The sequence below is a fragment of the Arthrobacter sp. SRS-W-1-2016 genome (assembly GCF_002009585.1).
Lineage (GTDB): Bacteria > Actinomycetota > Actinomycetes > Actinomycetales > Micrococcaceae > Arthrobacter > Arthrobacter bambusae_A.
The window spans coordinates 1-26,647 of the sequence record NZ_MTPV01000029.1 but is presented as its reverse complement, the minus strand read 5'-3'; the positions used below and the strand labels follow the sequence as shown (position 1 = coordinate 26,647).

Sequence of the window (26,647 nt, the reverse complement as noted above, 5' to 3'; positions counted from 1 at the left end):
CGATGCAGATTAGGCTCCAGACGCTCGAACACCAACAGCGGGCGCTGCGTGCGCTGACCCACGTCTTCGACGGTGTAGACCTCGACCACAGCTCTCTTCTCGAAGCCAATCCGACATTCGACGCGGCAGACCCTCAGATCGCTCACAACATCGCTGAGCTTCAGTCCGGGGCTGTGGACGGCGTTTCGGCGATTCCTCGTTTGTGGCGGGGTGGCCGAGTCGACAACGGCGTCCTTGGTGTAGACGCGAAGATGGAGACAGGCACCGGAAAAACGCTGGTGTACACCCAGCTGATGCACGAGCTGAACCTACTCTATGGGTTCACCAAGTTCATCCTTCTCGTGCCGTCGACTCCCATCAAGGAGGGAACGAAGGCTTTCGTTGGGTCGGACTATGCCGGCAAGTACTTCGCCGACGCATACGGCGGGCGACTAAACCTCAAGCTGGACGTCTTGGACCCGCAAAAGCGTTCCAAGGGTAGGAAGATGTTCCCGAGCGCCATCTCGAACTTCGTCCATGGTTCCCGGTTGTCCAAGGGCCGGATCTCGGCACTGCTGATGACGGACGGCATGCTCCTGTCGAAAGCGACGATGGCCGCGAACTATGACCAGACAGTGCTGGGGTCGTCGAGTGTGCCGTACGAAGCGCTGCGCGAGACGCGGCCAATCGTAATCATCGACGAGCCGCACAGGTTCCGCCGTGAGAATAAGGCCTATCAGGCCGTCATCGACGAGTTGCAGCCTCTGGCGGTGTTCCGGTTTGGGGCGACCTTTCCGAAGCAGGACAATGGCGGTAAAACCGACTACAACAACCTGGTGTTCAGCCTCGGAGCCGTCGAAGCGTTCAACGAGCAACTGGTCAAGGGCGTCGCAATCCAGTACCCGCAGGACGCCGGGGGGCAGACCACCCGCTTGAGGTTGACAAACCTGTCGGCTAGCAAACCGAAACAGGCTACCTTCCAGAACATTGACACTGGCAAGTCCCTGACGCTTGACCTTGAAGAGTCCCTTGCAGAGGCAGATGGGGACTTCGCAGGGATCAAGATCGATTCGATCGGCAAGACTGACAACCCATCGATCAAGTCCGGGGTCACCCTATCGAATGGGCAAGTTCTCGCCAGAGGCGACACGATAGCGGCCAGAGTCTACTCGGACACGTACCAGGGCCTGATGATGTCCCGAGCTCTGGAGAACCACTTTGAGACGGAGTGGGAGAACTTCCGAAGGGTGCCGAGGGTCAAGACGCTGACGCTGTTCTTCATCGACTCCGTGGACTCGTACCGAGGCGAAAGCAACGACGGGCACCTGCGAGCCCGTTTCGAGGAGCTGCTGACCGCCAAGTTGAAGAACGAGATAGTGGCTCGACAGCACGATTCGTCGCAAGCGGCCATGGACTATGTGGCCTATCTTGAGGCGTCCTTGGAGGATGTGAAGGCCACCAATGGCGGCTACTTCTCAGCCGACAATTCGAGCTCCGACGAGGACATCAAGTCCGAGGTCGATCAGATCCTGCGGGACAAGCAGACGCTGTTATCCTTCGCCCGCCCTGACGGCTCCATGAACACCATGCGGTTCGTGTTCTCCAAATGGACGTTGCGCGAGGGCTGGGACAACCCGAACGTCTTCCAGATCGTCAAGCTCCGCTCTTCTGGGTCGGATATCTCCAAGCTGCAGGAAGTCGGCCGAGGCCTGCGCCTACCGGTCGACGCGAGGGGAACCAGGCTGGCCTCCGAGCAGTTCTACCTGACCTATTTGATCGACTACAGCGAGAAGTCTTTCGCGGACTCGCTTGTGACAGAGATCAATGCCGACGCTAAGTCCGATATCGCGACGGTCAAGGAACTTCTACCAAAGGTCGCGGCTGAACTCGGAATCGATGAGACTCAGCTATTCATCGACCTTCTGACTAAAGGTCTGGTCGATTCGGACAAAAACCTCGTCCCCGGGAGGGAAGGAGACCTCTACGAGACTTACCCAGGGTTCAACAAGGGTGTGCTGCTCCCCGGCAAGGTGATCAAGGACTCTCGCAAGACGCGAGTCGGGATCCGCCCCGCCCGGTACGCAGAGCTAAAGGATCTGTGGGAGTCGGTCAACGCCAAGTACTTCCTCGAGCTGGACGACCTCTCTGTCGAGGAGATCGATGGCTGCATCGACTCGATCCTCGAAGCGGGCGTCTACCGCGAGCAAGAGGGGCGGTTCACCCAGGAGATGGTCGTCATAGGCGAGGACTCGGCTCTCGAGACCAGGACTGAGACCAAGGCCGTTTTCGATGCCACCGAAACGATGCACTACGGGGAGTGGTTGAAGCTCGCCTACACCCAGACGTACCTCCCCATTGATCGGATCCATGCCGGTCTGGTGAAGTCCAACGCCAAGCGAGCCCTGCCTGCAAAGTTCTTCAACAAGGCGACGCTCGGGGAGTTCGTGGCGCAGTTCACGGAGTGGATGCAGAAGAAATTCATCAACCGATTCTCCTACACCCGAATCGATGGTCAGCTCGGAGCGACGGCGTTGACAGACGCTGAGGGTAAGCCGCTCGAAAGCATCGTGCAGGGCAACGTCGGTATCTACCGCGATGCCGGAGCAGCGGTGCCGGAAAAGTTCCTCTACGACGCATTCGTCTACGACGCGCCCGGAGAGCGTGCCACGATCAGGGACTCGATCATCGATGAAGTCGTGGTTTACGGCAAGATACCCCGCAGGTCGATCAAGGTTCCGCTCTACTTTGGCGGCACGACGAGTCCGGACTTCATGTACGTGCTCAACACTGATGACGGCAGGTATTCGGTGAACTTCATCATCGAGTCGAAGGACGTTGATCGCGAATCCGACCTGCGTGGAAGCGAGGGATTGCGCATGGACGCGGCGAAGAAGTTCTTCGCCGCCATGAGCGGTGAGAACTTCAACGTCACCTTCAAGCCCAAATACAACCGTGACGACATCGTCTCGATGATCAAACAGTTGCTCGTATGAGGACCGATCGCGCTTAGCCCCTGCGATGAGCCCGGTTGCCTCGCTCGAGGTAAGCCGGGCTCAGTCGTCGTCACATTCTGACCCGGTGCATTAGCCATCAATTCGTCGCGTATATCCCACTCAGTGACCGGGCCGCATACGTACGCTCACTGCACGTTGTTGACGGGCGTGTATTCACGACCGCGGAAGGCGGTGCGGTCAAGAGACCAGTGGTCGTTGGTCGCATCAAAAGAGCCCTATGGGTGGTTCTTCACAGGGCAGAGGCGCCAGCTTGGTCCGGTGGCCGTCGTCCGGGCTACAGCCTTTGAACGGTCCGTCGGCTGAGAGCAGCACGGACATGTGGTGGTCTGCGTGGTCGCGCCACCACACGCTCATGCCTGTACTGCCGTCCAGGCGCAGGAATTCCCAGGCACGCCAGAGCGCTTCAAGGCGGCTGATGGCTTCGGCATGCTTCCACCACTGGGGGCACCAGGTGACCCCGCCTTGCACGTTTATCTGCCGGCGGTAGGTGGTGGCCAGTTTGTCGCTGACGAATTCGGCGACGTTGGGGTAGAACAGCTCGGGCGCGTCCGCGTCGTCCTCGGCCGGTTCTGTGGCGTCGGCTGCGGAGCCGGCCAGTTCGTCATCCCACTCCCCCAGGCCATCAGTCATCGGCCGGTCCCGTGTTCGGCAGTTCTGCGCTGGGCAAAGCGGAACTGTGCGTTGGCCGCGGCTCCCTGGCCGGAGGCTGCGGCCAGTGGGCTGCGGTTCGGCTGGTCCGATCTACCCAAGGCAACGGCGGCCTGGGCCTCAGGGGTCAGGGGTGGGCGGACTGCGAGTCGGCGCAGCTGCTCGCGCTGGAAGTCGATGCCGGCGAGGGTAGCCCGTTGGTATCCAACGGTGTCCTCGAGGTGGACCGGCTCCTCCGCCATCCTTTCCTTCACCAAGCCCAGCCTGACGAGTGAGCCGCCGATCTCCGGGTTGCGCATCTCGTAGTAGCCGATGGCGTAGTCGTAGTCGTGTTTGAGCATGTCCACGTGTGAGTCCATGCCTTCCCAGCGGCCCAAAATGTACGCGGCTGATTCCAGATCGGTATGGGCGGCTTCGGGCAGGGCATAGGAGCGGTCGTTGAGGCGGTGAAGGATCACAGAGAAGTCGTCGCCGGCCTGTACCTGGGCGCGGGCCCAGGCTGCCTCGGCCAGGTGGTCGGTTTTCCGGTCGGCAAGGTGGTCCCGTTGGGCTAGTCCGACGGTGACCCGGTCTTCCTGTCCTTTGTAGTAGGCGGCGCACATGCGTGTGGCCAGCTCTTCGTTCAGTTCTTCGCACATTCCGGTTCGTCCCTTCTACTTGCGGCTGAGAGTTGTCCTCAGTCCTGCTTCTTTATTTCGCGGGCCTTAGTCGTCGGTGGCCCCTGCCGTGATCCACCGGTTACCGGCAGCAGCTGTCGGCCGGTTGGCCGCGTCATGTGCGCCGATTGAGGCCCGCACTGCTTCTGCGTGCGGGCCGCTCATCCATGGCACCGTTTCCAGCAGTGCAGCGGGGGCGCCGGAGGCGAACATGATGGCGCGGCCCCGAGGGAACGAGGCCAGGTCCGAAACGTCGAGGGTGCGTTCCTTCCGGTCGTCGTCGTGGCTGTAGGAAGTGCCCTGCCGTGACCGGCTCTTGGTCATGTTGGAGTATCGGTACTCCCCGACCAGCTGCGCGAGCTCGTTCAGGAACTCGGCTTCGGCCACGCCGCCGCCGTAGACCTTGATGTTCGCGGCCGACCAGAGCTTGCGCATCCCGTCACGGCCCCAAACCTCCACGCCCTGGGACCAGGACTGGAGGATGGTCATCAGGACGATGCCCCGGGAACCGTAGTGGCTGTAGAGGTTCGGCAGCTCGCGCCAGCGGCAGACGTTTGCCGCTTCATCCAGGACGCCGATCATGGGCGTAGCCAGCCGGCCGCCAGGTGAGTAAACGGCCAGCTCTTCGGCTGCTTCGACCGTGGCCACGGTCAGCGCCGTTACCAGCGGGCCGGCGGTGCCTTTGCCTTCCTTGGAGAGGCTGTACAGCGTCCCCTTGGACCGGACGAACGCGGCCGGGTCGAACTGCGGCCGGCTGTCTTCTTCGCCCTGCGGTGTCACCCATCGGGCCACTTGCCGGTTGGTGAGGCAGGACGCCATTTGCAGGGCCGTGCCGTAGACGCCGCCGCGCTGCTTCTCGGGGGCGTTGATGACGCCGCCGACCGCGTTGGAGGTCTGGATGTAGCCGTGGGCCTTGAGAATGTCCACTGCCTCGTCGTCCGCCGGGCGCGTCAGCCAGGTGTGGACCTGCGTGATCGGCCGGCCGTCGAGGGCGGCCGCGAGCAGGAGGCCGGCAAGGAGATCCTGTCCGGCAGGATCGAAGTAGGCATCTGTCTTGGCGTCGGGGCCACGGGAGCCGGCGGCGAAGTGGTCAGCCAGGCGTGCGGCCCGCACTTCGTCCGTGACGTAAGACAGGGGGTTCCACCACCAAGAAGGTTCCTCGAGCGCGACCGCCTGCGGATCGAAGACCCACACCGGCCCCTCAGCTGCGCGGACGTCGCGCGTGCCGTCAACGATGTCACGCTTGTTCGAGGTCACCAGTGCAGCGCCCGGGGCGGCGAGAATCGCCGGGATTGCCCGGGACGTCGTCTTGCCCGTCCGTGGCCCCCAGATGTCGATGTGCATGTCTTCCCAGGAGCCGTAGACCATCTGACCACCCAACACCGTTTTGCCGACAGGGACACCGGGTGAGCCTTTCACGCCCAGGCGCTCGGCGGTCGCCGTCGCCCCGCGCAGGCTGAGCGCCCGCAGATCCCGGCCCTTGGCCATGTGCCGGGCTGCGACGTCCACGCGGGATCGCTTGGAACGGCGGCGCAGCACGGACCGTACGATGAGGACGGCCAGGGCCACGATCACGACGCCGAAGCCGATCAGCACCCACGTGGCGGCCGCCGGCCAGGTGACTTTGTGCGTGAACAGGCCGATGACCAGTTCGAACGGGTTGGCCGGCAGCTTCTGGCCGTCGCCGGCCAGCAGCGACCCCAGGTGAACGGCTCCGGTCACGGAGCCGACCCCCAGGACCACGGCGGCGATGAAGATCCAGAGCAGGATCGTCTCGCCGTCGAGCCGGGAACGTTTGCCGCTGTTTGGGGCACCCATCAGCTTTCCCCTTCGTCGTGCCAGCGCTTGTTCGTGTCGTGCAGCGATTCCTCTACGCTCGTCAGCTTGAGCGCGACCGGGACACCCGGGCGGCCGCCGACCTTGAAGAGGAACTTCCCCAGGCCCGGACGGACCCTTTTGCGGGAGCCGCCGACGTCGGTCCACGACCCCGGATCAGCCCAGGAGATGAGACGGGCCTGCTCGGCCCGGGAGAGCGTGACCGCCTTGTTCAGCTTCTCCATCTCGGCCCCGGGGAGCGCCCCGCAGACGACCATGCCGGAGCGTTCCACGAAGCCGCGGGCCTTCATCCGCTCGGACTCGGTGGGCAGGGCCTCTAGGTCACTCATGGTGTGGGTGATCATGGCCTGGCCAACACCTTCGGTGCGGTTGAGGCGAGTCAGAGAGTCGACGCGGTCCACCATGCCCTCGCCCGAGCGCAGCGCCCGCCACAGTTCGTCCATGACGACGAAGTAATTGCGACGCGGTTCCAGGCCGGCGTCAGCGAGGGTGTGGGCGACCTGGACGGTGGCGAACCCGGTGGACCAGCAGGCCAGCAGGCAGGCCGCCTGAATGTCCCGCTGCGTGTCGGAGATCCCCGAGAGGTCGAAGGCGACCGGCTTGGTGAGATCCATCGGCTGATCAGTGGGCTTGGAGAACATGTCTGAGAACCGGCCCGAACCGTCGAGCGAGTAGAGAGACTGGCGCAACTGGTCCGTTGCGTCCAGGTAGCGGGACATGTCGCCACGGTCCAGGGCAATCGCCCGCAGCTCGTCGGGCGCGTCCTTGATGACCTCGATCAGATCCCCGATCAGGGGCACCCGGTCCAGACGCTCGTCCAGGATGTGCAGCGCCCGGTCGATCAGCGATTCCTCGTGTGCACTGGGCTTGGCGTTCCGCACAATAGTGATTAGTGCCGTGATCATGTTCAGGCGCCGGTTGTGAGAGTCCGCCATGAGCTGTTCGGCCAGCTTCTCCGCCTTCGCCGCGGCGGCGAGCAGAGGCGTGGCCGTCTCCTGGTCCGTGACACGGTTCGCCTTGGCCCGGTGCTCTTCGGCCGAAGCGAGCAGCCGGACAGCCGCGCCCGTGGCTTCCCCCGGGTCCAGGACGTTGAGATGGCCACGACCGGGCCCCAGGCTGATGACCTGCCCTCCCAGGGCGCGGATGAGGTCAACGTAGTCGGGCTTCAAGTCGCCCAGGATCAAAGGATTGATCCCCCGCCCGGCGAGACCCAGCACGATATGCCGGACCAGCGTGGACTTGCCGTAATGCGGCAGCCCGAGAACGAACATCGACGGGTTGTTGATCATCCCGTGCATGAACCAGCTGATCGGATCTCCCCCAAAGGGCGCTCCGGTGTCGGTGTGAACGCCGATCGGCACGCCCACGATCGGCGTGCCACTCCCACCCACAAAGGGCCACAGGCCGCAGACCTGAACGGAGGTTCCGCGCCACTCATCTGCGGCCGTGACATAGACGGCTTCTCCCTGCCCACGCCCGCGCCAGCCCCGAAGACCTGGCCTGCGGACGACGGCGCCCGGCAACGTACGCGTGCCGGCCGGGGTGCGCTTGTGCTTGATCTTGCTGCCAAACATCACATGGCCTCACGGATCTCTTCAGGCACCTTCAAGTGCTTGGGCAAGACCAGACCGAGCGGCAGGGAGGCAGCAAAAGCCGAATCCTGGGAGCCATATGCCCGCCGCAGCAAGAGACGGGCCGACGGGCCGAGGTTGCCCTCCACCACGGCCACAGCGTCATCCAGGGCAACCGAGGAAAGCACCGTGGCCGTCACGACCATGCCGAAGTTCACCAAGCCCGCCCCTTTGGCCTCTTCCGCTGCAGTGGCCTGCGCTGCGCGGGCGTCCACCAAAGCGCGCGCCGTGGGCCGGTTGGTCGAGGAGGCCCGGGTCAGGGCGTTGGTCTGGTCCGACTCCACAATGGAAGCCGCGCGGCCCGACTCGATGGGCCGGTACAGAAGCGTGACGCGTTTGCGGTCGATCTCCCCGTGCGGGGCCACGAGGCGGGCGAGCACCGACGCCAGCACGTGGCCGCGGGGCGCTCCGGTCATCGTCCAGGACACCGAGTGCCCGGAATCGTGGCGGTATGCGTCCCAGCTGGCCTGATGCGCTGAGGGTCCGACTTCGCCCCAGGTCAGGTCGACGGGCGTGCCCTGGTAGTGGGCTTCGTCAATAAGGCGCGCGGCGGCAGGATCGTAGGCGACCCGCACGACTTCGCACAGCTCCTGAGCGTTCAGCGGCGCACACGCACCGGCGCCGGTGGATTCCAGCCGTTCTGTCAGCCCGGGAAGGCGGGAGGCCAGATCGCGGGAGATCTCTTCGGCGATGCGGCGCTTGCCGCCGGCCCTGGCGGCGGCGCTGAACGTCAACGCCACCCATGCGCGGATCGTGGCCGACCCCTGGGGATACGTCTGAAGGGCTTCCCGGAGCATGGCCTTCGCAATAGCCGGGGCATCCTCGTGGATGTTCGACTCGACTTCCCGGCGCAGCCGCGCCCCCGAGTCCGGCGCCGTTTCGACCGTGACCGATGCTGCCACGACGGCCGGCTCATTGCCCAGGGACGCCAGCCAGCCGCCCCAGTTGGCCACCCAGGCGTCGACCTGCTCGGGATCGACTAGGGACGCACCGTCAGGCTGCGTGCCGAAAACGACCGTGTAGTGAGCTGTGGACGGAAGGTGGATCAACGCGAACGGCCGGCCATAGGAGTCCGCGAACTCGTAGAGTTTCGAGCCGGCAGAGATCCCGGGCAGCTGGTACTCACCCCAGGGAGTCAGCCCCAGCGGGCCGGAGCGGTAGATGTTCGCGCGTTTGCGCCGTGCCGCGCGGAAGGCCAGCCGAGCGAAGACCCGTTCGCCCACCGACTTGTTGTGCTTGTCCGTCACCGAGACGACGGCCAGCGCCAGCCCGAGAATGAGCAGAGCGACCAGGCCGGCGATCCAGCCGCCGACGAAGAAGCAGATCACGGTGGCGATCAGGCCGATGAACAGCCCTGCTGTTGCAAGACCGCCCAGGGTGCCGATGCCCGCCTTGCGTGGCCGCCGCCAGTTGCCATAGGTCGGTTCCCGGTACGTGTTCTCGATAGCAGCCATGTCAGGCACCCCCCGTTGATTCTTCGCTCATGTTCTTGACTGCCCCGGCGGCTGCCTGGCCGGCCTCAAGGCCCTTTTGTGCTGCAAGGACGCCGACGCCGACCGGGCCGGCAGCCGCTGCACCACCAGCTGCGGCTCCACTGCCTCCGGCCGTGGCCGGTGCTCCGGTTCCTGCCTTTGCACCTGTCGCGGCAGGCGCGGTTGCTGCGGATCCCTGGCCGCCCGTCTTCCCTGCCGTACCGGACGTACCGGCTGTGCCCTGGCTCCCGGTCCCCGAAGGCCCCTGAGATCCAGGCGACTGATTCGATGTGCTGCTCGGGGTCGTGCTGGTCGATCCGCCGCCGCCCCTGCCAGCGCTGCCCATGCTGATAGCGCCCGAAGCCAGGCCGCCGACAGCGCCTGCCGCCAGTCCACCGCCCCCGCCAGCGACCGCTCCGACCATGGGCGTCACGAACCGCATGAGTGCCGGCATCGCGAACAGGGCAATGACCATCAGCGCCAGCCCCGTGACCGTTGTCAAGAGTGCAGAGCCGAAGTCCTTGCCGTCGCCACCGTTTCCGAAGATTTTGGTGCCGGTAAGCCGGAAGGCCGTCGCGTAGATAATGGCGGCAGCCGGCTTGTAAAGGATGAATGCGATGAGCCAGGCCGTGCACTTCTGGAACCAGCCCTTGCCAGCCTCAGTGTTCGTAAACGCTGCGGCTGTGGGGAAGATTCCCGTCAGGACGACGAGCAGGCCGCCGCGGACGATCATGAGCACGATCTGGAGAACCGAAGCGAGAATCGCAATCAGTCCCAAGAGGATGATCATGATCGCCCCGACTGGGCTGGTGGCCGAGAGCTGCAGCATGGTCGTGATGTTGTCGTTGAACGATGTTCCGTTCGTGGAGTTGTTGATGATCCACGCGGAAAACTGATCAGCAGCCACAGTCAGGAGTCCGACCGCGGCAACGCCGGCACCGGAGACGACGACCAGCGTTGCGAGAGAACGCGCCAGATCCCGCAGGGGCGCGCCCCTGCGCTCAATGATCATCTTGGCTGCTCCCACGAGCACAGACAGCACGGCAAGAGCCGCTGTCCAGAAGTAGAGGCTGTTCTGCAGGAACAGCACGGGATCACTCGCGGTGCTCCCGCCTGGCGCAGTCGTCAGGTTCGGAGTGCCGACGTTCACCCAGAACGTCCCGAGTGTCTTAACGGTCTGTCCCACGGCGTCAGCAATCGCCTTGGCCATGTTCTTGACCGCATCGTTCGCGACATCCTCGATTGCCGCCCCCGCATGGCATAGAGGATTGAATGCGTTCCATCCTGAGCAGTCAGCCATTACACACCGGCCCACTCGATGTAGCCGCTCAGGTCCGCGATCTGCCGCGCACCGGTGTCCCCGGTGGCAGGAACGACGATCTTCCAATCCCCGCCGAACCACTGCAACGGAACTGGGATGGACACGAACGCTCCGTTTGATCCCTTGAAGGCAAGATCAATGACTGTGCGCTCCGAGTCGTAGGAGCGAACCGTGAATCCCACGAGCTGAGCAGGAACAGATTGTGGGGCGGCGCTGGGCGACGACTTCAACACAGCGTCACGTTCCGGTCCCGGAACAGCAAGCTGTTCGTAGACCAGGTTCGCTTTGCCCGATCCCGAGAGCGCAGCCACGTTTACAGCTGCGTACAAGGCCCCCATCGGAGAATGCGCAAAGCACGACCGAAGGCCGTTCGATTCCGTCTTTCCTGGGCCGAACTGCTTGGGCGACGTAGGTGCAGCAATCTTTCCGACCAGTTCCCACTTCGTGTCGGCCGGTGCGGTGGCCGGTTTGGCCTGGTCATCGGCCGGTAGGCCGCACACGCTGGCAGCCTCAGTGGCCGAGGGCTGCGTGCTGCTGGTGCTCGCTGCGGCAGTGCTTGGTTCGGGCGCCGTGGTTCCGTTGCCATTTGGCACGAGGGCGAGGATGATGCCAAGCGCGACGATGATCGCCACGACAACGGCCGAGATGATGAACTTAGGTTTGGTCAGCGGATTCTGGTCTTCGTTCACGGTCGGTTCTGTCATGGCTCGCCCCTTCTTAGACCAAGGCACCGACGATGCCGCCAGCGGAGGCTGCGAGAATGCAGCCGCCCAGAACCCAGGCAAGGCGACCGGCATGCTCGCCACCCTCGCCGCGACGGTTGTTGATCATCATCGTTCCAGCGGTGATCAGGATGCCTGCGACGGCCAGACCGAAGACGATCCAGGCGACCCACTTGAGGATTGTGAGAAGACCTTGGGAGCCGGGAGGCGCTGTGCCGGTTCCCGGGTTCGGGATCTCGGTGATGACGAAGCTGGACCATTCCATGGCCTTGGAGAGCAACATTTGGTTTTCCTCTTTCTAGTTGGTCGGGAGTGAGGCTGTGGGGGATGCTGCGATACGCACCTGGTCAAGCACGGCGCGGGCTTCCTTTGGAAGTTCCTCGGGTGGCACATCGTGGCCGAAGCGCCACGACTCAATCCAGGGGATGTGCCACAGGAGGGGCACTCCCCCGCCGACGACACGGGCAAACTCGCGGATCTCCCTCGGGAGCCGACCAGGAGCGTCGGCCAGGACTACTAGGCCGGCGACGCGAATTCCTGGAACCGTGCCCGAGGCCCATTCGGTGGCGGCCAGCTGCGCGGCGCGCAGGCCCGACACGTTGGACCGGGCAGCGAGGACGACAGTGGATCCAGAGGCGGTCAGCGGCCAATGATGCTCAGCAGCTCTCGTGCGCTTGTCCAAGCGTGCGAGCGACGTTTCGCCCGCGCCTCCGTGGACGCCGAGCCACCAGTAGTCCGGGGTGATCCCCGAGACGTTCCATCGAGGAAGCCGGTCGGCGTGGTCGGGCTGCGGGACGCTGAGCTGAGGCCTCGTAGCCCCGGTAGGCACCAAGACGGGAGGCGCTTCGACGGCGGAAATCGTGTCCTCCACGGCTGCAGCGCCGAAGGCCACCCACCTGTTTCTTGAGATCGACATTTAACATCCCCCTGTTATGTCCGCAATGATCGTATCCATAGCCACCGTCTCCGAAGGGCACCGAATGTATTCGATCATACGCAATAATACGCAATCATGCTGTATTATCTTCACATGTGGTGGGGAGACGCGCTGATGGACCGAAAGTACGTCGACGCTCTGTTTAGCGGATTTCCCGAGCGATTGACAGTCACACAGCTCTCTGAGGCACTGAACCAGTCAAAGCAGACGACCTACAAGTGGCTCCAGGCTGGGATCATCCCGGCCTACCAGCTGGACAAGACGTGGCTGATTTCACGCGATGAAGTCGCGGATTGGGTCTGGGAGAACCGGAACTCACTTCGTGCGGGGCACACTCCCGAGCCACACGAAGAGCCGGAGCTGACCGACGAGCCGGGCTAAGCCCGACAAATGTGAGGGGGACACATTTTGCAGCCAATCAAGGGCGCACCATTGCTGGTGGTGGGGGCATTTGTCGCCCCTGTCGTTTTGGTGCTCTCGATCATCCTTTTCGGTGGCGGCTCCCAAAGCGCCGCCGACATTTGCGCGCCTGCCGGCGGCAGCGTCAGCGTTGACGCCTCCAAGCTTCCCAAGGTGCCCGTGGCCGGCTACCAGAGCGAGCAGCTGAAGAACGCCGCCCTGGTCATCAACGCCGGGAAGGCGCTGGGACTGTCCGCCAGAGGCCAGACCATCGGCGTCATGACGGCCATGGGTGAGTCCGGCCTGCGCGTGTTGGACCACGGCGATGGCCCAGGCCCCGACTCCCGAGGCCTGTTCCAGCAGCGGGACAACGGCGCGTGGGGGTCCTACCCCGACCGTATGAACCCCACCATCTCCGCAACGAACTTCTTCAAGGCCTTGCAGAAGGTCAGCGGCTGGGAGCAGCTCGAACCGACCATGGCCGCGCACAGGGTCCAACGCAATGCCGACCCCTACCACTACCAGACCTACTGGCCGGCGGCTGTGGAAGTCGTGGCCGCGCTGGGCGACGTCAAGACCACTGACGCCGGCGGCGAAAGCTCCTGTGGCATCCCCGGCGAATCCGGCAAGGGCGATGACCTGCCGTGGCGAACGGCCACGATCTACGAGCCCTCTCCCTTGGGCATGTACAACCGCGAATGCGTCGACTTCGCCCTCTGGCGCGTCAATCAGCAACTGGGCAGCAAAAGCGCCCCCTACAAGGAACTCAACAGCACCTTCCGGCCTGACGGCGGCGTGCTCGGCTCAGCTCTCACCTGGAAGGACGGCTGGGACGCCAAGGGCTGGCCTACCGGCAAGACACCGCGCGTCGGCGCAGTCGTCTGGTACTCGCCAGGCACGGGCGGCGCAGACGGCACCTACGGCCACGTCGGAATCGTCAAGGCCGTCAACGGCGACGGCAGTTATCTGGAAGAGGGCTACAACGGCAACCCGGCCCCGAACGACCACACCTACTACACGCGCACGGTCCAGAGCGGCACACCCAGTGCCTTCCTGTACCTGCCTGGCAGCCAGTAACCGGAGGAAACATGAAACGCACCCTGACAGCCCTTGCCGCCGTGCTCGTGTGCACGGCCTGCGCGCCTATGACAAACACAGGAGGAGGCCCGGAAAACCAGGAGGTATTTACTTCCCCGGCAGTATCTGCGCCACCCTCGCTCAGCGCAGGCGGCAAGTCCCAGGCCCCCGGCGGCACCGCCCCGGCTACCTTGGGCATCGCCTGGGATGAGCCGAGCAGGAAGGCAGCGCTGGATACCGCAACCAAGGCCATGACTCTGTACGCGAGGCCCACGGTTTCAGACAAAGTGTGGATCCAGGAGCTGGGCCAGCTCCTGACCGCCCAAGCCGTTGCCGACTATCAGTACGTTGATCCGGCCAACATCCCGGTCAAGAAGATCACCGGCCCAGGCCAGTTGAAGATCGATGAAAGCAACGGCTTCGGCTGTCATGTAGCTTTCCCGACCGATGCCGGCGACTACGACGTGCAGCTGCTCCGCAGCGCGGCCGACAAGCCCTGGCTGGTCAATCGCTTCACACCCCCGAACGGCAGCAAGTAAGGACAGATGATGGAAACCCAAGCACTCGACTTCCCCAAGATCGACGCCGTTCTGCGCGCCAACGGAACCGGTGAGGTTACGATCAACGGCACCTCCCACGCGATCCAGGCCGACGACGAGGCCGCCGTCCTCCGCGAGGCGCTGCGCCTCATCACCGACACCGCCGCCCAGCTCGGCCGGCCCGTCAAGGTGAGCACTACTGACCCGGACGGCCAGGGCCTCATCGTGGTCTCCCCCGAGGGCCTCGTCAGCGAAGCCTCCCAAGCCAAACCCAGCCCCCGGCGCCAGAAGAACCCAGAGCCGGCTGTGTCTGACCCAGGGCCCGTCCAGGCTCCGGCACCACCGGCGGCCGAGGAAGTCGCTGCCCCGGCAGCGCCGGTCACGTTCGGAGCTGCAGTGTCCCGCGTCCAGGAACCCGCGCCAACGGCCGAAGAAGCCGTCCCGGAGCCTGTCACGCGCCGAAGCCTCAAAGAGACATCGTTCCTGGTCAGCGCGCCCGTGCTGGAGCCGGCAACGCGCGGCTGGCGCGGCGCTCTCACCCGCCTGGGCTTCCGGATGGAACCCTCCCCCGAGGAGCTGGCTGAGCGCGAGGACATTCGCACGGTGAGCCAGCACTGGCCCGGGCCGCGCACCGTGGCCGTCGTCAACCGCAAGGGCGGGGCGAACAAGACGCCCACTGTCGTCATGCTCAGCGCGATTCTGGCCCGCTACAGCGGCGCCGCAACCGTCGCCTGGGACAACAACGAGAGCCAGGGGACACTCGGCTGGCGGACCGAGCAGGGCAGCCACGACAACAGCGTCCTTGACCTCATCGACTCATCCCAGACGCTGCTATCCCCCAGCACGAACGCAGCCGAGATCGCCCGGTTCGTCCATCACCAGACCTCGGACAAGTTCGACGTCCTGCGCTCGGACGAGAACGACGAGGGCGACCACGAAGTGACCGCTGAGGAAGTGGACATCGCCCACCAAGTGCTCACCCGCTACTACCGGCTGATTGTCATGGATTCCGGCAACACGGCACGCTCCGCGAACTGGCGACAGATGATCACCCACACCAACCAGCTCGTGGTTCCCGTGACAGCCATTGAAGACCGCGCCGAGGCCGCGCGACTGACTCTCCAGACGCTCGAATCCCGCGGCGGGCACGATGCCGAGCTGGCCCGCAACGCCGTCGTGGTCGTCTCCGAATCCACCGACGCCAAACGCAGCATGAACGGCGACGCGCTCAAGCGCGCCAAGGACGAAGCCCGCAGGATCGCTGACGGATTCGCCCCGCACGTACGCGCCGTCGTCCGCATCCCCTATGACCCCGCCCTGGTGAATGGACCGATCCGCTATGAAGCCCTCCAACAAGCCACCCAGCGTGCGTGGCTTGCCGCTGCGGCCGCCGTCGCCAAGGGTTTCTAGGCGACACACCGCAGATGCTCCCGCTTAACGGAAACTGTTACCGCTTGAATGAGGCTATGGCAGCTACAGGAAATCGTGGAGGCGGACGCCGCAGCAAAGGCGAACGCCGACTTGTTGGTACCCGCATGCCCGTCGCAGACGCCGATAAGTTGGCAGCAGTCGCCGAAGCCCGGGGCATGACAGTCAGTGACTACGTCGCTCAACTCGTGACCAAACACCTTAGCCACGTCCAGCTGGACAAGATCAGCAACCAGGAGGCTTTGCCGATCCCACAAGCTTCTTAAATGGAGAAGGCCCGCCTAGGCGGGCCTTCGTATCAAGTTATTCAAGCTCTTCACCCTCATGCTTGCCGGCCGAGGTGAAGGGCTCCCGCTTCCGCACCCTTTTCGAGGAGCATCCGCTTGCCCCTAAGTTTACATGCCGAGCCAATTTCGGCCAGCCTTACCGCACCTATCCGGGTGAGGCGTGTCAACCGCGCCCGCGAGACAGCCACCGATATCGTCCTTGCGGCCGTTCCGAAAGGCAGCGTTCGCGCTGCACACGGACGCCAGACCATGTCGGCCCTGCGAAGTCATGAGAAATTCGCTGTGTGCAACCGCAATGGCCAGGCCACGATCATGGCCGTTCTACGCGCCCTGATCGAGCGTGCCGACTACGAGAGCATGACGTCCCGCCCGGGCTGGGAAGCCCTCATCCAGGCGACAGGAACGTCCAGGACAACCGTGGCGCGCGTTCTGCGCCTCCTAGCAGCCTGGGGCCTTATCGGCCGGGTAGCGTCCGGACGGCAGGCAAAATACGCTGCCGCAGGCCCGGACGGCGAACGCATTAACGAAGCAGCCGTCTATGTACTCTGCACGCCGTCGCCGCTGGCACTTGTGAACAAAGTTGGCACCCCTCCCGCCCTAGGCGGTTCTCACCTTAAAGAAAAGAAGTTAACCCATACGCGCGCGCAAGAAAAAAACTCTCACACCGACGTGGCTACGCCCCGACTCATTCCCAAAGGCGCCGCAAGCGGCGCACCTGCCGCCCAGGTGCCGTGGCGTCCAGAACTCCTCTGGCCCTTACACCGGACGACAAAACGCCAGATACAGCGTGTCGCCGCCGCATCCGAAATTCGATACCGGAGCTTTCCCTTACGTTGCATGACGCCCAAAGACGTCGCCAGCTCGTGCCGGGATTTCTTCCTCGCCGGCTGGACCGTCGCTGACGTCCTGCATGCCCTTGACTGGCGGCCCGACGGCACACTGTGGCCACACAGCGGCGCACCCGACACGAAAAATCCCTGGCGAATGCGCGGCTGGCTAAGACACCGCCTCAACACCTGGCGCACCGAAGCCGGCGAGCCGCTGCGCTCCCGCGATCAGCAGGCGGCCGCTCGCGCAGCAGCCCTCCGTCGCGAGCAGGAGGCTAATCGCCGCCGAATATTGGAACGCCAAGCCGAGCGGGCGGCCCGGCTTGACGTCGACGACTCCCCCGCCAAGGTCACCGCCCTGGCGAAGATCCGAGCCATGTTCGACATGGACAAACGCCAGCGGGCGGCCCGCCGCAAGGCAGAACAACCAAGCTAGCAGTGCTTCATTGGACGCGACGGCACCGCGTCCATCATCGAAGTCATCGGCGAGGAAAGTCCGAAGTCCATGGATCCTCGCCGCTTCGCGTAGACACTGAAATTCATCATGCTTCTACCGTCCTCCGTTGCATGCGCTCTTGGCCGCTGTACGCCGAGAAGTCCGCGGTCCCGCGGGTGTCCGAGAAGCAGTCCCGCCGGCCTTCTCGTCGTTCCGCTGTGTCGGGGCTGTGGTATACGATCCTCGCAAAGGAAGAGAGATTGGGGCGAGGGAATGCGTAGCATCTTGATTGGGGCGGCCGCGCTGGCACTTGGGATAGCTATGGTGGGATGTTCTAACGCCGGAACGCCGTCGCAGCCTGAGAGATCAGCCTCACCGAACTACACGCCAGCGGCCCCATCGGCGAGACAGGCCCCCGTCGTCCCGCCGGAACCGACCGTGGACCCGAGCCTTGCGAAAGCCTTCGTGGACGGACAGGAGGGGGTTTGGGCATCGGCGGCGGCAGAAAGATCCGCTAGGCTCCCGGGCGAACAACGCGCCTGCTCAGCGGTCGGCGGGATGGTGAAGACCGGCTATTACTTCGATGAATGCTATTCTGGCGCCAGCAGTGCGGCATGCGCAGACGCGATGGTCAATTTCTGGCAAGACGGGACGATCCGTGGCTCTGATCTGGCCCGTGCCCGATCGTCTTATCCCGGCTGTTTCTAGGGTGGGTCCGCGCGTCGGTTAGGCCCTACACGGCGGCTTCCTGAACCACAACGTGGAAACCATCTTCGGCGGTCCGCGCCCCGCTGGAAGATCTCGCTGGGCGACTTCCGGGAGGAAGTAGTCCGCAGCGAAGAACCAGGATCCGTGGACCGCGTGGTGATCGACATGCTCGCTCCCTGGGAATGCCTCGATGCAATGGCGACGGCCCTGGCCCCCGGCGGCGCGTGGATCAATCATGTGGCCACGGTGACCCAGCTCTTCCGTACCGCCGAAGCGATCTGGGAGTCTATGGTACGTGGATGGCAACCTCTGAAGGCTTGGCAGTCCGTCCCGACCACCGCGTGGTGGCCCACACCGGCTTCCTCTTGGAGACCCGCCGCCTCGCCGACGGCGTGACCGGGATTTCCGTCAAGAAGCGTCCGTCCAAGACCGAGTTCAGCGAAGAGGACCGGAATGCCTGGACACCGGGAGCCATAGGGGAGCGTGCGGTTTCGGACAAGAAACTGCGGCGGGCGGCACGACGGGATGCGATTGCCGGCACCAACGTCAGGGACAACCTCACACCGGTTCCCTAGGGAAAGATCACAAACTGGTCCGCATTCCGGATGTCACAGGTTTCCCGACGCTTTTGAGGGCTAAGGTTTTTTTATAGGTCAGGAAACCACCTGGCCCTAGCTGGTTCTTAAAAGAGTGAGGCCTCCGCTGGAACGGAGGCCTCGACATCCCAAAGGAGCAGCCATAACCAAACAAAACCGTTCAGGGAGACCGTCCAGGGGTGTACCTACACCTAAAGCCTACTTCCTGCGAAGCCCGGAAGCGCAAGCATCCGGGTAACGGTTACGACGTTTTTTTGAAAGGAAAAACGCCATGACCAAGCAATGCGAGTGCTCACAACGCCGATGGGCCTTGCCCAACCTCGTGGTGAACCTGATCCGCCTGGCGTTTGCAATCTGCGCCTGGGGCATCATGCACGGCGCTACCCCCGCGGTAGTGCTCCACTTGGCGGTAAATCTGTTCCCCATGTCTGTGGCGATCTTGATCGCAGTATGGGGTGTTCTTCTTTAACCGCATAAAGGAGCCCCGCCCGGGAAAACCGGGCGGGCTTCTCTTCACGGAGTCATCTTATTGGTGCGGGCTGGCCTACTCGTTGTGGCCGGATTCGTCCCGCGCTTGAAGGCACCATGAGGTTCCGTGTCGATCCCTTCCGCAGCGAGGAAGGTGAAATGTCAGTATGAGCGACTAGACTTTATTCGAACATATTTTCGAATAAAGGTGTGTCATGAGTCGTGCTTTGGACCCTCGCATGATAGATGCGGGGGCGCCTCCGGGGCATGTCCCGGTGGCACCGGTAGCCGTCCCGGCGGGCTACCCCTCTCCGAGCCAGGACTATTTTTCCTCCGAACTCGACCTGAACGAGCACCTGATCAAGGACAAGACCAGCACCTTCATCGTTCGGGTGTGCGGGGACTCCATGGAGCCGGGCGGCATCAGCGACGGCGACGAACTCATCGTGAACAAGGCATTGGAACCCAGGGACGGGTCCGTGGTGGTGGCGATCCTCGACGGCGAATTGACCATCAAACGGCTGCGGATCACCAGGGCCGGCGTGATCCTGCAGGCGGACAACCCCAAATACCCGCCGATCCGCGTCCAGGAACTCTCGGATCTTCGGATCTGGGGGGTTGCGGTCAGGTGCCTCCACTATGTCTAGGCCGGCGGTGATGCGCCGCATGCAGGAAATCGCGCACATCGACGTCAACTGCTTCTACGCCTCAGCCGAGCGGATCTTCGATCCTTCCCTCGAAGGCAAGCCGCTTATCGTCCTCTCCAACAACGACGGCTGCGCCGTGACGCGCTCGGATGAGGCCAAGAAGCTCGGGATTGTGCTGGGTGATCCGTGGTTCAAGCTGGCGCCCCGCGCCAAGGAATGGGGTCTCGTGGCGAGATCTAGCAACTACGAGCTCTACGGATCCATCAGCGCCCGTGTCATGGAGCTCCTGGCCCGGTATTCCGCCTGGCAGGAGGTCTACAGCATTGATGAATGCTTCCTCGGCGTCAAAGGCTCCGGAGAGGATCTGCTGGCCCTGGGCCGGTCCATGAAAAACGCCTGCCGGACGCACGTCGGTGTTCCCGTTTGCGTAGGCATAGCCCCGACCAAAACCCTGGCAAAGCTCAGCAACAAGTGGGCCAAACACAACCCTGCCTTCGAGGGTGTATGCCGGTGGGAATCCGTGCCGCCGGCCCAGCGCGAAGCACTCATGTCCCGCCTGTCCGTCAGCGAGATCTGGGGCGTGGCGACCAGGCTCACAAAACGCCTCGCAGGGATGGGGATCTACTCGATTCTCGACCTGTCCAGGGCGAATCCCGTCGCGATCCGGGACAAGTTCTCGGTGGTGATGATGCGCACCGTCCTCGAGCTGCAGGGAACCCCCTGCATCCCCATGGAGGAAGAACGGATAGGACGGGACCAGCTGATCTTCTCCCGGTCCTTCTCCAAACCCATCACAACAACGGCCGACATGCGCCAAGTCATGAGCGTCTACGCGCAACAGGCCAGCGCCCGCCTGGCCAAACACGACCTGCAAGCCAAAGTGCTCACCGCCTTCGCCGGCACCTCCTACTACAGCCCCGGCGACACCTCCTACCCGTCGGTGTGCGTCGCGCTGCCGATGCCCACCGCCGACCCGGTAATCCTCACCAAAGCGGCCCACGCCCTCATTCCCAAGATCAACGACGGCGTGAAATACGTCCGCGCCGGGATCATGGTCACCGACCTGCGCCCCAGCGGGAACCAAAAGCCCCTGGAACCGTTCGAGAACGTCCACGAAGAACGCGGCATCGGCCCGCTGCTGGAGCTAGTAGCCGGGAAATACGGCCGAGGGTCCATCGGGCTCGGCCATGCAGGCATCAAGGGCGGCCCAGACTGGACCATGAAGCGCGACATGCTCTCCCCCAGATACACCACCCAGTGGGACGAACTGCCGATCGTCAAGGCTGCTTGACGGCTAAGCCGTCGCCAAGTCCACCGGTTCGAGCAACCGTGGATCTTCACGCGGAGCCGTGCGCACGTTGTTCAACTCCCGGCTCACCGGATGGGTGTACAGCTTGGAGGCAATGATGTCCGAACCGGCCCGGACATCCCTGAGCAAGGCGGCACCGTCCTTCGGCGCAAGCGCCTCCGGGTTCAGCCAGGAACCCATCAGCTCCGGATTCAGGAAGAGCGGCATCCTGTTATGGACATCCCCCGCCGCGTCCTTCCCCTGGACCGTGATGACCGTGTAAGTCTCATCCGGCGACCACAGGCCGGCGGCCAGAAGGAGCGGCGCGGCAGGATCGTGGATGAAGATCGGCACTTTGTACTTCGGCTTGGTCTCGATCCACTCAAAATAACCGCTCATGGGCACCACCACCCGCATACCTGAACGGTAGAGGTTCTTCCAGACCTCAAAGAAGTGAATTGAACTAAGCCGGGCATTCTGCATCGGTTTTCCCAGCCGTTCCGGGGCCGGGTCAGGAACGCCCCACCGCAGCAACGCGCCCTCTCGCTGCAGCTCCCCGCCGTCCGCCAGCCGCTCCCGCACTACCGGTGCTGAATTGGTGATGGCCAGGCTGTAGGTAGGCTCCCAAGCCAATGCGCTGGCCGGGAAATGAACCCCCAGCGTCTTGGCCAGATCCTCACCTGATTTTCCGATGGCATAGCGTCCACACATGTTCCCTATTCTGCGGGCAACACCGCTGGAAAGCACGGTGCGCCAAAGCCAAGGGCAAAAGAATGCCCCGCCGGAATGGGGAGTGCCGACGGGACTGAACCACCGTGCCAGTGCTGCAGACAAGCCCGCACCCCGCTTGCCCCCAAGACTGAATCCACGCGGAATCCTTTGTTCACCGTGTTCACCGTGTTCACTGTGTTCACAAGTGAAACAAGCGAAAACAGGAATATCGTAAACACATTATTTACAAGTTTCACTTTCTTAACTGGATTCACAAGTGAAAAAAGAGAAGACACGGAACCCAGCTTCACAAGCAAAGCCAGTGTTGCTGGATACGCTGGAATCACTTTGGAAGGGAAATCTGATGAAACACGATCTGGACCGCGGGGCCCTCAGCCGAGTCATCGCGGTAATCAACGGTAAGGGCGGGGTCTTCAAGACCAGCCTGGTAGCCAATGTAGGCGGCCTCCTGGCCGAGGGCGGATCACGTGTGCTGCTCATAGATCTTGACCCCCAGGGAAACCTCGCCGAGGACCTTGGCTATGCGGACCAAGGCGACGGCGGCAGGACCCTGGCGGCTTCGCTGTGCTTCGGGGGAACGCCCGACCTGCTGCTGGGCGTACGCCCCAACCTGGATGTCATCGCTGGAGGGCCTCACCTCGACGATGCTGCCGCTTTCCTCGGAGCCAAGGCCCAGAAGGACCGCGATGCTGCCGCTTTCCTCGGAGCCAAGGCCCAGAAGGACCGCGATGCGGCACAGCTAGCCTTGGCCAAACTGCTTGCCGAAGTTGCGGGGGAGTACGACCTGGTGCTGCTCGATTGTCCGCCGGGGAATGAGCCGCTGCAGGCGGCAGCTGTGGCTGCCGCCCGGTACGCAGTGGTGCCGTTGAAGACTGATATGTCGAGTCGTAAGGGTGTCGCTGCGGTCGCAGCACGCATGGATAGCGTCGTCGGACTCAACCCGTCGCTGGACCTATTGGGCGTCGTCCTAGTCGGGACTGGCACAAATTCCAAGCAGGTCCACAAAGTCACTCGTGATCACCTCACAGCAGATTTTGGTACAGACGAAGTGCTGTTCCCGATGACCATTCGCCACGCAGAAGCAACGGCCCAGGCGTGCCGGGAGCGTGGATTGCTGGCCCACGAACTCGAGCGGGAACTCAGTAAAGGACCGAAATGGTGGGAGGTTCTGCGCGGGGAAGCGAAGGCCGGGAACACGGGACCGAAGTCCGCTTCCAGCGTGGCCGAGGACCTCCACGCAGTCGCCATGGAAGTGACACGACGCATCGCCGTGGCAGAATCTCAGGAGGTTAACGCGTGAGTGCGGAGCCAACACCCAACCGGCCCGCGCTCGGCCTGCCTCCGAGACGCGTCGCCGCACCTGCCGAAGAGGCTCCCCTGGCACGGATGCTCCCCGGACACCGGCCGGAGACGCCGAGGAAGGCAGATCCCAAGGACATCGAAACGGCGAATATGACGGTGAGTATCCCCGCCGCGCTCCGTAACAGGGCACGGGCTGCGTACCGGGCGACCAGCTACGCCGAAGGGGATAATACTTGGAGCCATTTCGTGGCTAAAGCGATCGAAGCAGAGACGGCCCGTCGCGAAGCCGAGCACAACGAAGGCCAGATGTACCCGTCCTGGGCAGAAAACCTTCCCGGTGGCCGACGGCTCAAGGACAGCTGATCCAGTGGAACCGTCTGCAGTCGAAAGACTTCCCGCGGGTGGTTCCTAGCGTCCCTTGCCACCTGTGCATTTCGTAACTTGCGCGCGGAGGCGGTAGCCGATGTACGTGGAGGATTCCGCGGTCCTTCCTCAAACTGTGGGTGGCTGGTGAATTCGTCAACGCGAGGCATCGGGGCTCGTCAGCATGTCTTTGTGCACGTCAGAGAGTGGCTGTGTGCCCTCTGGTTAGTCGTTGCCCCGCGGCTTGGTAATGTCGGCTGTCGATCCTCCATGCTTCTCCTTCCCCCCGTCGCCCTGTGGGGAGATCCATCCTAGAAGCCAGGAACGACAGCCTTGCGGCCGCCTCGTTCAGGTTGGGATGCTTGTGCACGCGTTGCCCACAGCCTCCCGCGCCCTGCCGCCCGCCGCTGTGGATAGCCGGCGCCAGGCCATCCACAGAAAAGAGCCGGCGTGCCGCCATCGCCCGGGCGAGTCGTCATCCACACCTGCCGTCTGATCGCCAGTGAAACTGCACAGGGAATGGAGACGGGACCCCTGACCGGCTGCGCACCATCGCCTCGGGCGCCGGCAGGCACGGGTTTATACCCAATGGGGACAGCTTTGAGCTGTGCGGAGGGCTCCACCTGACCCCCAGTGGGCATAACCCGTTCCCAAGACCAACCAACATCGTGAACTTTTACGCTGTCACTGGTGCCCCGGCGGCGTTGATCCTGGACCGCCGGGGGAGAGGCCTGCACCGCCTACTGGTCTGCCAACCGTGGCCTCTCCGGAGCTGCCCCTTCTGCGCGGTAGTCCCTGAGCGTGGCAGCCAGAGCCCGGACGGCAGCCGGATTTTCTTCCCAGGAGGAAGTCCCGTTCCGCGTGCAGGCACGGAAGCTGGTCACACCGGCCCCTTCGGCCGCCCGAGCAAGCTCGGCCCAGGCCTGTTCCAGCTCAGCCCGCTTCTCCGGCGTCGATTCTCCGGCCTCCGGCCCGATCCCCCCGGCCGCGGGCAGGCTCCGGTCCGCACTGGCCCGGCTTTTCCGGAAAAAGTGTCGTAAACCCATCGAAGCGTGCCTCTCTGACCTTGGCAAAAGTCGTGACGCCTTCGTCTTGCCGCAGCGGCAAGATGAAGCCACGTAGTTCACCGATGCCATGCTAAAACGGACGCGATCATTCGGAACCGTCGATCTTATGGAACCCCGCGCGGAGTACGGCGTCCGCATCGTCGTAGGCGTTCCGGTTGCACTGACGCGGCTCGGTAACCGGCCTCATCATCCCGGCCCGCCTACGTTGGGCGTTGGTCAGCGCAATCGCCAACTCTTCCCGTTCCAGTGCCAATTCTTCATCTTCAGTCAGGTCACTCATCGTTCTTCCTTCACTGCCGCAGCGGAAACCAACCGTGCTTGTTCGTAAAACCGTTTGGTGAATCCGGAGGAGACTTTTGCCTATTATCAAGCACCTGGTTTGCGCTGCGCTTCAACCAGTATTGGGGCGTCCGCTTCGCGGCCGGCTGTGGGTCCAGGGCGCGTCGTCGCAGAGCTCCGAACCCCCTGGCCTTTGTTTGTCTACGACGTTTTCTGGTTGCTGTCCTGCGGATTCTAGGCGTCCGCTCCACCCCGTCTAGCCCCTCCTTCGTCGGGGCCTGCGGTGCGCGAATATCCCTGAGGCGCTCCTTCGTCGCTGATTTCCTCCGCGATATTCCGGCGCCTTGCCCTGCGGGTAGACAGGGCTCCGTCGGCCGCCGAGCAAGCAAGCTTGCCAGCAACCAAAAAACAGCGGGGGAGAGGGGACGCTGGCCGGTCACCTAAGCCGCCCCACCCACCACATCCTCGGAAAAGGACACACAACCATGAACGCAATCGGCAAAGCGACCGTGACCACCACGGACACCGGCGAAGAGATCCACGGCGTCACCGTGCTGGGCGATTACCACCTGAACGGCGGCTACGACTGGATGGAACTCATCGGAGAGCACGGTTGGGCCGTGATCCCCAGCTGGGGGTGCGATGGCTGGGACCTGGGCCAATGGCCCTATGTCATGGTCGCCGCTACCCGCACCGCCGACAACATCGGCAACCTGTTCGGCGTCGCGACCTACACCGAGGGCGACGTGACGTGCACCTTCTACCGGAGCAAGGCCGCGCAGTGGGACGCGATTACCGAACAGGCGTTCTTCCACTGGAAGAACGGCCAGGCCGAAGGACCGGAAGACCTGCCCATGGCGGCGGCCGAGCTGCCCAGCCGGTACCGCCAGCCGTGCACCGTCTTCACCACCCCCTAACACCCGGCGGCAGGTCCCCGCTCCGACCGGAGCGGGGAACCCCCACCCCGGACCTCCATCACCGCGGCAAACTCGCTTTCCGCGCTGGGGCGGTCCGTCGTCGTGGCCGGGTGCCGCTATGGTCACCGGCGACGGACCGCGGTCCGCCTGAGGGCCGCGCGTGGTGGCTGATGCCGGCGGCCTGCCCTGGGGGATGGCCGGCGCGGGAGGATCCATCCGCGTCCTCGGGCATGTCCTGGTTTCCGCTGCGCTGCAACCAGGTAATCGGGCGTCCGCTTCGCGGCCGGCTGTGGGGTTCAGGGTGCGCCGTCGCAGGGCTCCGGACCCCCTGAACCTTGGTGTCTACGACGTTTTTTGGCTGCTGTCCTTCGGATTGTACGTGTCCGCTCCACCCCGTCTAGCCCCTCCGTTCCTCCGGGGCCTGCGGCCCGAAGAATCGGCTCCGGCGCTCCTTCGTCGCTTATTTCCTGCGCAGATTCCACGGTCCTTGCCCTGAGGGTAGACAGGCCTCCGTCGGCCACAGCTCCGCAAGCTTCGCCAGCAGCCAAAAAACAACGGGGGAGGAACCGGAAGTAGCTGGCCGGGTCACGCCGCTCCCTCACCAATCCTCTGCAAAGGACACAAAACCATGATTCACAAACGAACGGCCCTCATCGTCCCTGCCAACCTGAGCGAGCCGGTCCGGGTCGAACTGATCGACACCCGACGCAACACTTTGCAGGTCATCGTCGACGGTGAGCTTGAATCCGTCACCTGCGGTGACTGGCACGTGTACGTCAACACCGACGCGATGGCCCGGAACCTTCACCGGAACCTCCGCGCCACCGCCCTGCTGCACGACGTCGGGCTTGACCTCGCCGGTATCTGCCAAGGAAACGCGGTCTTCCTCGGCCACGACGAACACGGCTACGAGGACAACGCCCCCGGGCATCTGATCCGGCGCGCCGAAGACCTCTTCGACACAGCCCTCGTCAGCCACGAGCTCGTCTAACTACAACCCCGGTGGCCGGGCAACCGGGCCCCCCCCCCCCCCCCACCCCGGGAAACGACACAAAAGCCAAGAAACCACAA

The 26,647-nt window shown here is 63.7% G+C and carries 25 protein-coding genes and 1 pseudogene; 15 read left to right on the top strand and 11 right to left on the bottom strand.

Features of this window, described 5'->3' with window-relative positions; genetic code table 11:
* The first annotated feature begins 2 nt into the window (after positions 1-2).
* Positions 3-2,972, top strand: coding sequence for a type III restriction-modification system endonuclease (locus tag BMF89_RS07470; protein WP_078106449.1), 2,970 nt, complete (start codon positions 3-5; stop codon positions 2,970-2,972).
* A 225-nt stretch (positions 2,973-3,197) separates the two neighbouring features.
* On the opposite strand, the gene BMF89_RS07465 is transcribed toward BMF89_RS07470, so the two are convergent.
* From BMF89_RS07465 to BMF89_RS07425, 9 genes are all read right to left on the bottom strand, one after another.
* Entirely contained in the window at positions 3,198-3,623 is a 426-nt protein-coding gene (locus BMF89_RS07465) for a DUF4913 domain-containing protein (protein WP_078106448.1), read from the bottom strand.
* A complete protein-coding gene (locus tag BMF89_RS07460; protein WP_078106447.1) occupies positions 3,620-4,279 on the bottom strand; it encodes a hypothetical protein in 660 nt (219 codons plus the stop codon). Before BMF89_RS07460 ends, BMF89_RS07465 begins: the two co-directional genes overlap by 4 nt.
* A gap of 66 nt (positions 4,280-4,345) precedes the next feature.
* On the bottom strand, positions 4,346-6,115 hold the full coding sequence (locus BMF89_RS07455; protein WP_078106445.1) for a type IV secretory system conjugative DNA transfer family protein: 1,770 nt from the start codon (positions 6,113-6,115) through the stop codon (positions 4,346-4,348).
* Positions 6,115-7,707 (bottom strand): ATP/GTP-binding protein, encoded by a 1,593-nt coding sequence (locus BMF89_RS07450; protein ID WP_078106444.1) that lies wholly within the window; start codon positions 7,705-7,707, stop codon positions 6,115-6,117. Before BMF89_RS07450 ends, BMF89_RS07455 begins: the two co-directional genes overlap by 1 nt.
* Entirely contained in the window at positions 7,707-9,218 is a 1,512-nt protein-coding gene (locus BMF89_RS07445) for an SCO6880 family protein (RefSeq protein WP_078106443.1), read from the bottom strand. Before BMF89_RS07445 ends, BMF89_RS07450 begins: the two co-directional genes overlap by 1 nt.
* Position 9,219: 1 nt before the next feature.
* Positions 9,220-10,536, bottom strand: coding sequence for a hypothetical protein (locus BMF89_RS07440; protein ID WP_078106439.1), 1,317 nt, complete (start codon positions 10,534-10,536; stop codon positions 9,220-9,222).
* Positions 10,536-11,261: a hypothetical protein gene (locus tag BMF89_RS07435; RefSeq protein ID WP_078106438.1), complete on the bottom strand. Its 726-nt coding sequence runs from the start codon at positions 11,259-11,261 to the stop codon at positions 10,536-10,538. Before BMF89_RS07435 ends, BMF89_RS07440 begins: the two co-directional genes overlap by 1 nt.
* Positions 11,262-11,274: 13 nt before the next feature.
* Entirely contained in the window at positions 11,275-11,562 is a 288-nt protein-coding gene (locus BMF89_RS07430) for a hypothetical protein (RefSeq protein ID WP_078106437.1), read from the bottom strand.
* Between the two features lie 15 nt (positions 11,563-11,577).
* Positions 11,578-12,195 (bottom strand): DUF6668 family protein, encoded by a 618-nt coding sequence (locus BMF89_RS07425; RefSeq protein WP_078106435.1) that lies wholly within the window; start codon positions 12,193-12,195, stop codon positions 11,578-11,580.
* Positions 12,196-12,291: 96 nt separating this feature from the next.
* Here BMF89_RS07425 and BMF89_RS07420 point away from each other — a divergent pair, with 96 nt between their 5' ends.
* From BMF89_RS07420 to BMF89_RS07375, 10 genes and pseudogenes are all read left to right on the top strand, one after another.
* The gene (locus BMF89_RS07420) at positions 12,292-12,597 is read left to right on the top strand and encodes a helix-turn-helix domain-containing protein (protein WP_253190744.1); all 306 of its coding nucleotides are present in this window, start codon (positions 12,292-12,294) and stop codon (positions 12,595-12,597) included.
* A 36-nt stretch (positions 12,598-12,633) separates the two neighbouring features.
* Positions 12,634-13,692 carry a CHAP domain-containing protein gene (locus BMF89_RS07415; protein ID WP_253190748.1) on the top strand — a complete coding sequence of 353 codons (1,059 nt, stop codon included), beginning with the start codon at positions 12,634-12,636 and terminating at the stop codon, positions 13,690-13,692.
* Between the two features lie 11 nt (positions 13,693-13,703).
* Positions 13,704-14,231 (top strand): hypothetical protein, encoded by a 528-nt coding sequence (locus BMF89_RS07410; protein WP_078106434.1) that lies wholly within the window; start codon positions 13,704-13,706, stop codon positions 14,229-14,231.
* A 6-nt stretch (positions 14,232-14,237) separates the two neighbouring features.
* Positions 14,238-15,641, top strand: coding sequence for a chromosome partitioning protein ParA (locus tag BMF89_RS07405; RefSeq protein WP_078106432.1), 1,404 nt, complete (start codon positions 14,238-14,240; stop codon positions 15,639-15,641).
* 56 nt (positions 15,642-15,697) lie between these two features.
* Positions 15,698-15,925: a hypothetical protein gene (locus BMF89_RS07400; RefSeq protein ID WP_078106431.1), complete on the top strand. Its 228-nt coding sequence runs from the start codon at positions 15,698-15,700 to the stop codon at positions 15,923-15,925.
* Between the two features lie 303 nt (positions 15,926-16,228).
* Positions 16,229-17,209 carry a GntR family transcriptional regulator gene (locus tag BMF89_RS07395; RefSeq protein ID WP_171983428.1) on the top strand — a complete coding sequence of 327 codons (981 nt, stop codon included), beginning with the start codon at positions 16,229-16,231 and terminating at the stop codon, positions 17,207-17,209.
* A gap of 757 nt (positions 17,210-17,966) precedes the next feature.
* Positions 17,967-18,492, top strand: a pseudogene (locus BMF89_RS07390) (tRNA (adenine-N1)-methyltransferase); the annotation flags it as partial.
* A 292-nt stretch (positions 18,493-18,784) separates the two neighbouring features.
* Positions 18,785-18,982, top strand: coding sequence for a hypothetical protein (locus BMF89_RS07385; RefSeq protein ID WP_078106428.1), 198 nt, complete (start codon positions 18,785-18,787; stop codon positions 18,980-18,982).
* Positions 18,983-19,196: 214 nt separating this feature from the next.
* Positions 19,197-19,628, top strand: coding sequence for a S24 family peptidase (locus BMF89_RS07380; protein ID WP_078106427.1), 432 nt, complete (start codon positions 19,197-19,199; stop codon positions 19,626-19,628).
* A complete protein-coding gene (locus BMF89_RS07375; RefSeq protein ID WP_171983427.1) occupies positions 19,621-20,919 on the top strand; it encodes a Y-family DNA polymerase in 1,299 nt (432 codons plus the stop codon). The genes BMF89_RS07380 and BMF89_RS07375 overlap by 8 nt, the downstream gene beginning before the upstream one ends.
* A gap of 3 nt (positions 20,920-20,922) precedes the next feature.
* On the opposite strand, the gene BMF89_RS07370 is transcribed toward BMF89_RS07375, so the two are convergent.
* Positions 20,923-21,627 carry an SOS response-associated peptidase family protein gene (locus tag BMF89_RS07370; RefSeq protein WP_078106426.1) on the bottom strand — a complete coding sequence of 235 codons (705 nt, stop codon included), beginning with the start codon at positions 21,625-21,627 and terminating at the stop codon, positions 20,923-20,925.
* Positions 21,628-21,991: 364 nt separating this feature from the next.
* On the opposite strand from BMF89_RS07370, the gene BMF89_RS07365 reads away from it, so the two are divergent.
* Together BMF89_RS07365 and BMF89_RS07360 are read left to right on the top strand one after the other, a co-directional pair.
* Entirely contained in the window at positions 21,992-22,948 is a 957-nt protein-coding gene (locus BMF89_RS07365; protein WP_078106500.1) for a ParA family protein, read from the top strand.
* A complete protein-coding gene (locus tag BMF89_RS07360; RefSeq protein WP_078106425.1) occupies positions 22,945-23,313 on the top strand; it encodes a hypothetical protein in 369 nt (122 codons plus the stop codon). The genes BMF89_RS07365 and BMF89_RS07360 overlap by 4 nt, the downstream gene beginning before the upstream one ends.
* 1,152 nt (positions 23,314-24,465) lie before the next feature.
* On the opposite strand, the gene BMF89_RS07350 is transcribed toward BMF89_RS07360, so the two are convergent.
* A complete protein-coding gene (locus BMF89_RS07350; RefSeq protein ID WP_078106424.1) occupies positions 24,466-24,660 on the bottom strand; it encodes a hypothetical protein in 195 nt (64 codons plus the stop codon).
* A 484-nt stretch (positions 24,661-25,144) separates the two neighbouring features.
* On the opposite strand from BMF89_RS07350, the gene BMF89_RS07345 reads away from it, so the two are divergent.
* Positions 25,145-25,576, top strand: coding sequence for a hypothetical protein (locus BMF89_RS07345; protein ID WP_078106423.1), 432 nt, complete (start codon positions 25,145-25,147; stop codon positions 25,574-25,576).
* A 628-nt stretch (positions 25,577-26,204) separates the two neighbouring features.
* Positions 26,205-26,567: a hypothetical protein gene (locus tag BMF89_RS07340; RefSeq protein WP_078106422.1), complete on the top strand. Its 363-nt coding sequence runs from the start codon at positions 26,205-26,207 to the stop codon at positions 26,565-26,567.
* The last annotated feature ends 80 nt before the right edge of the window (positions 26,568-26,647 follow it).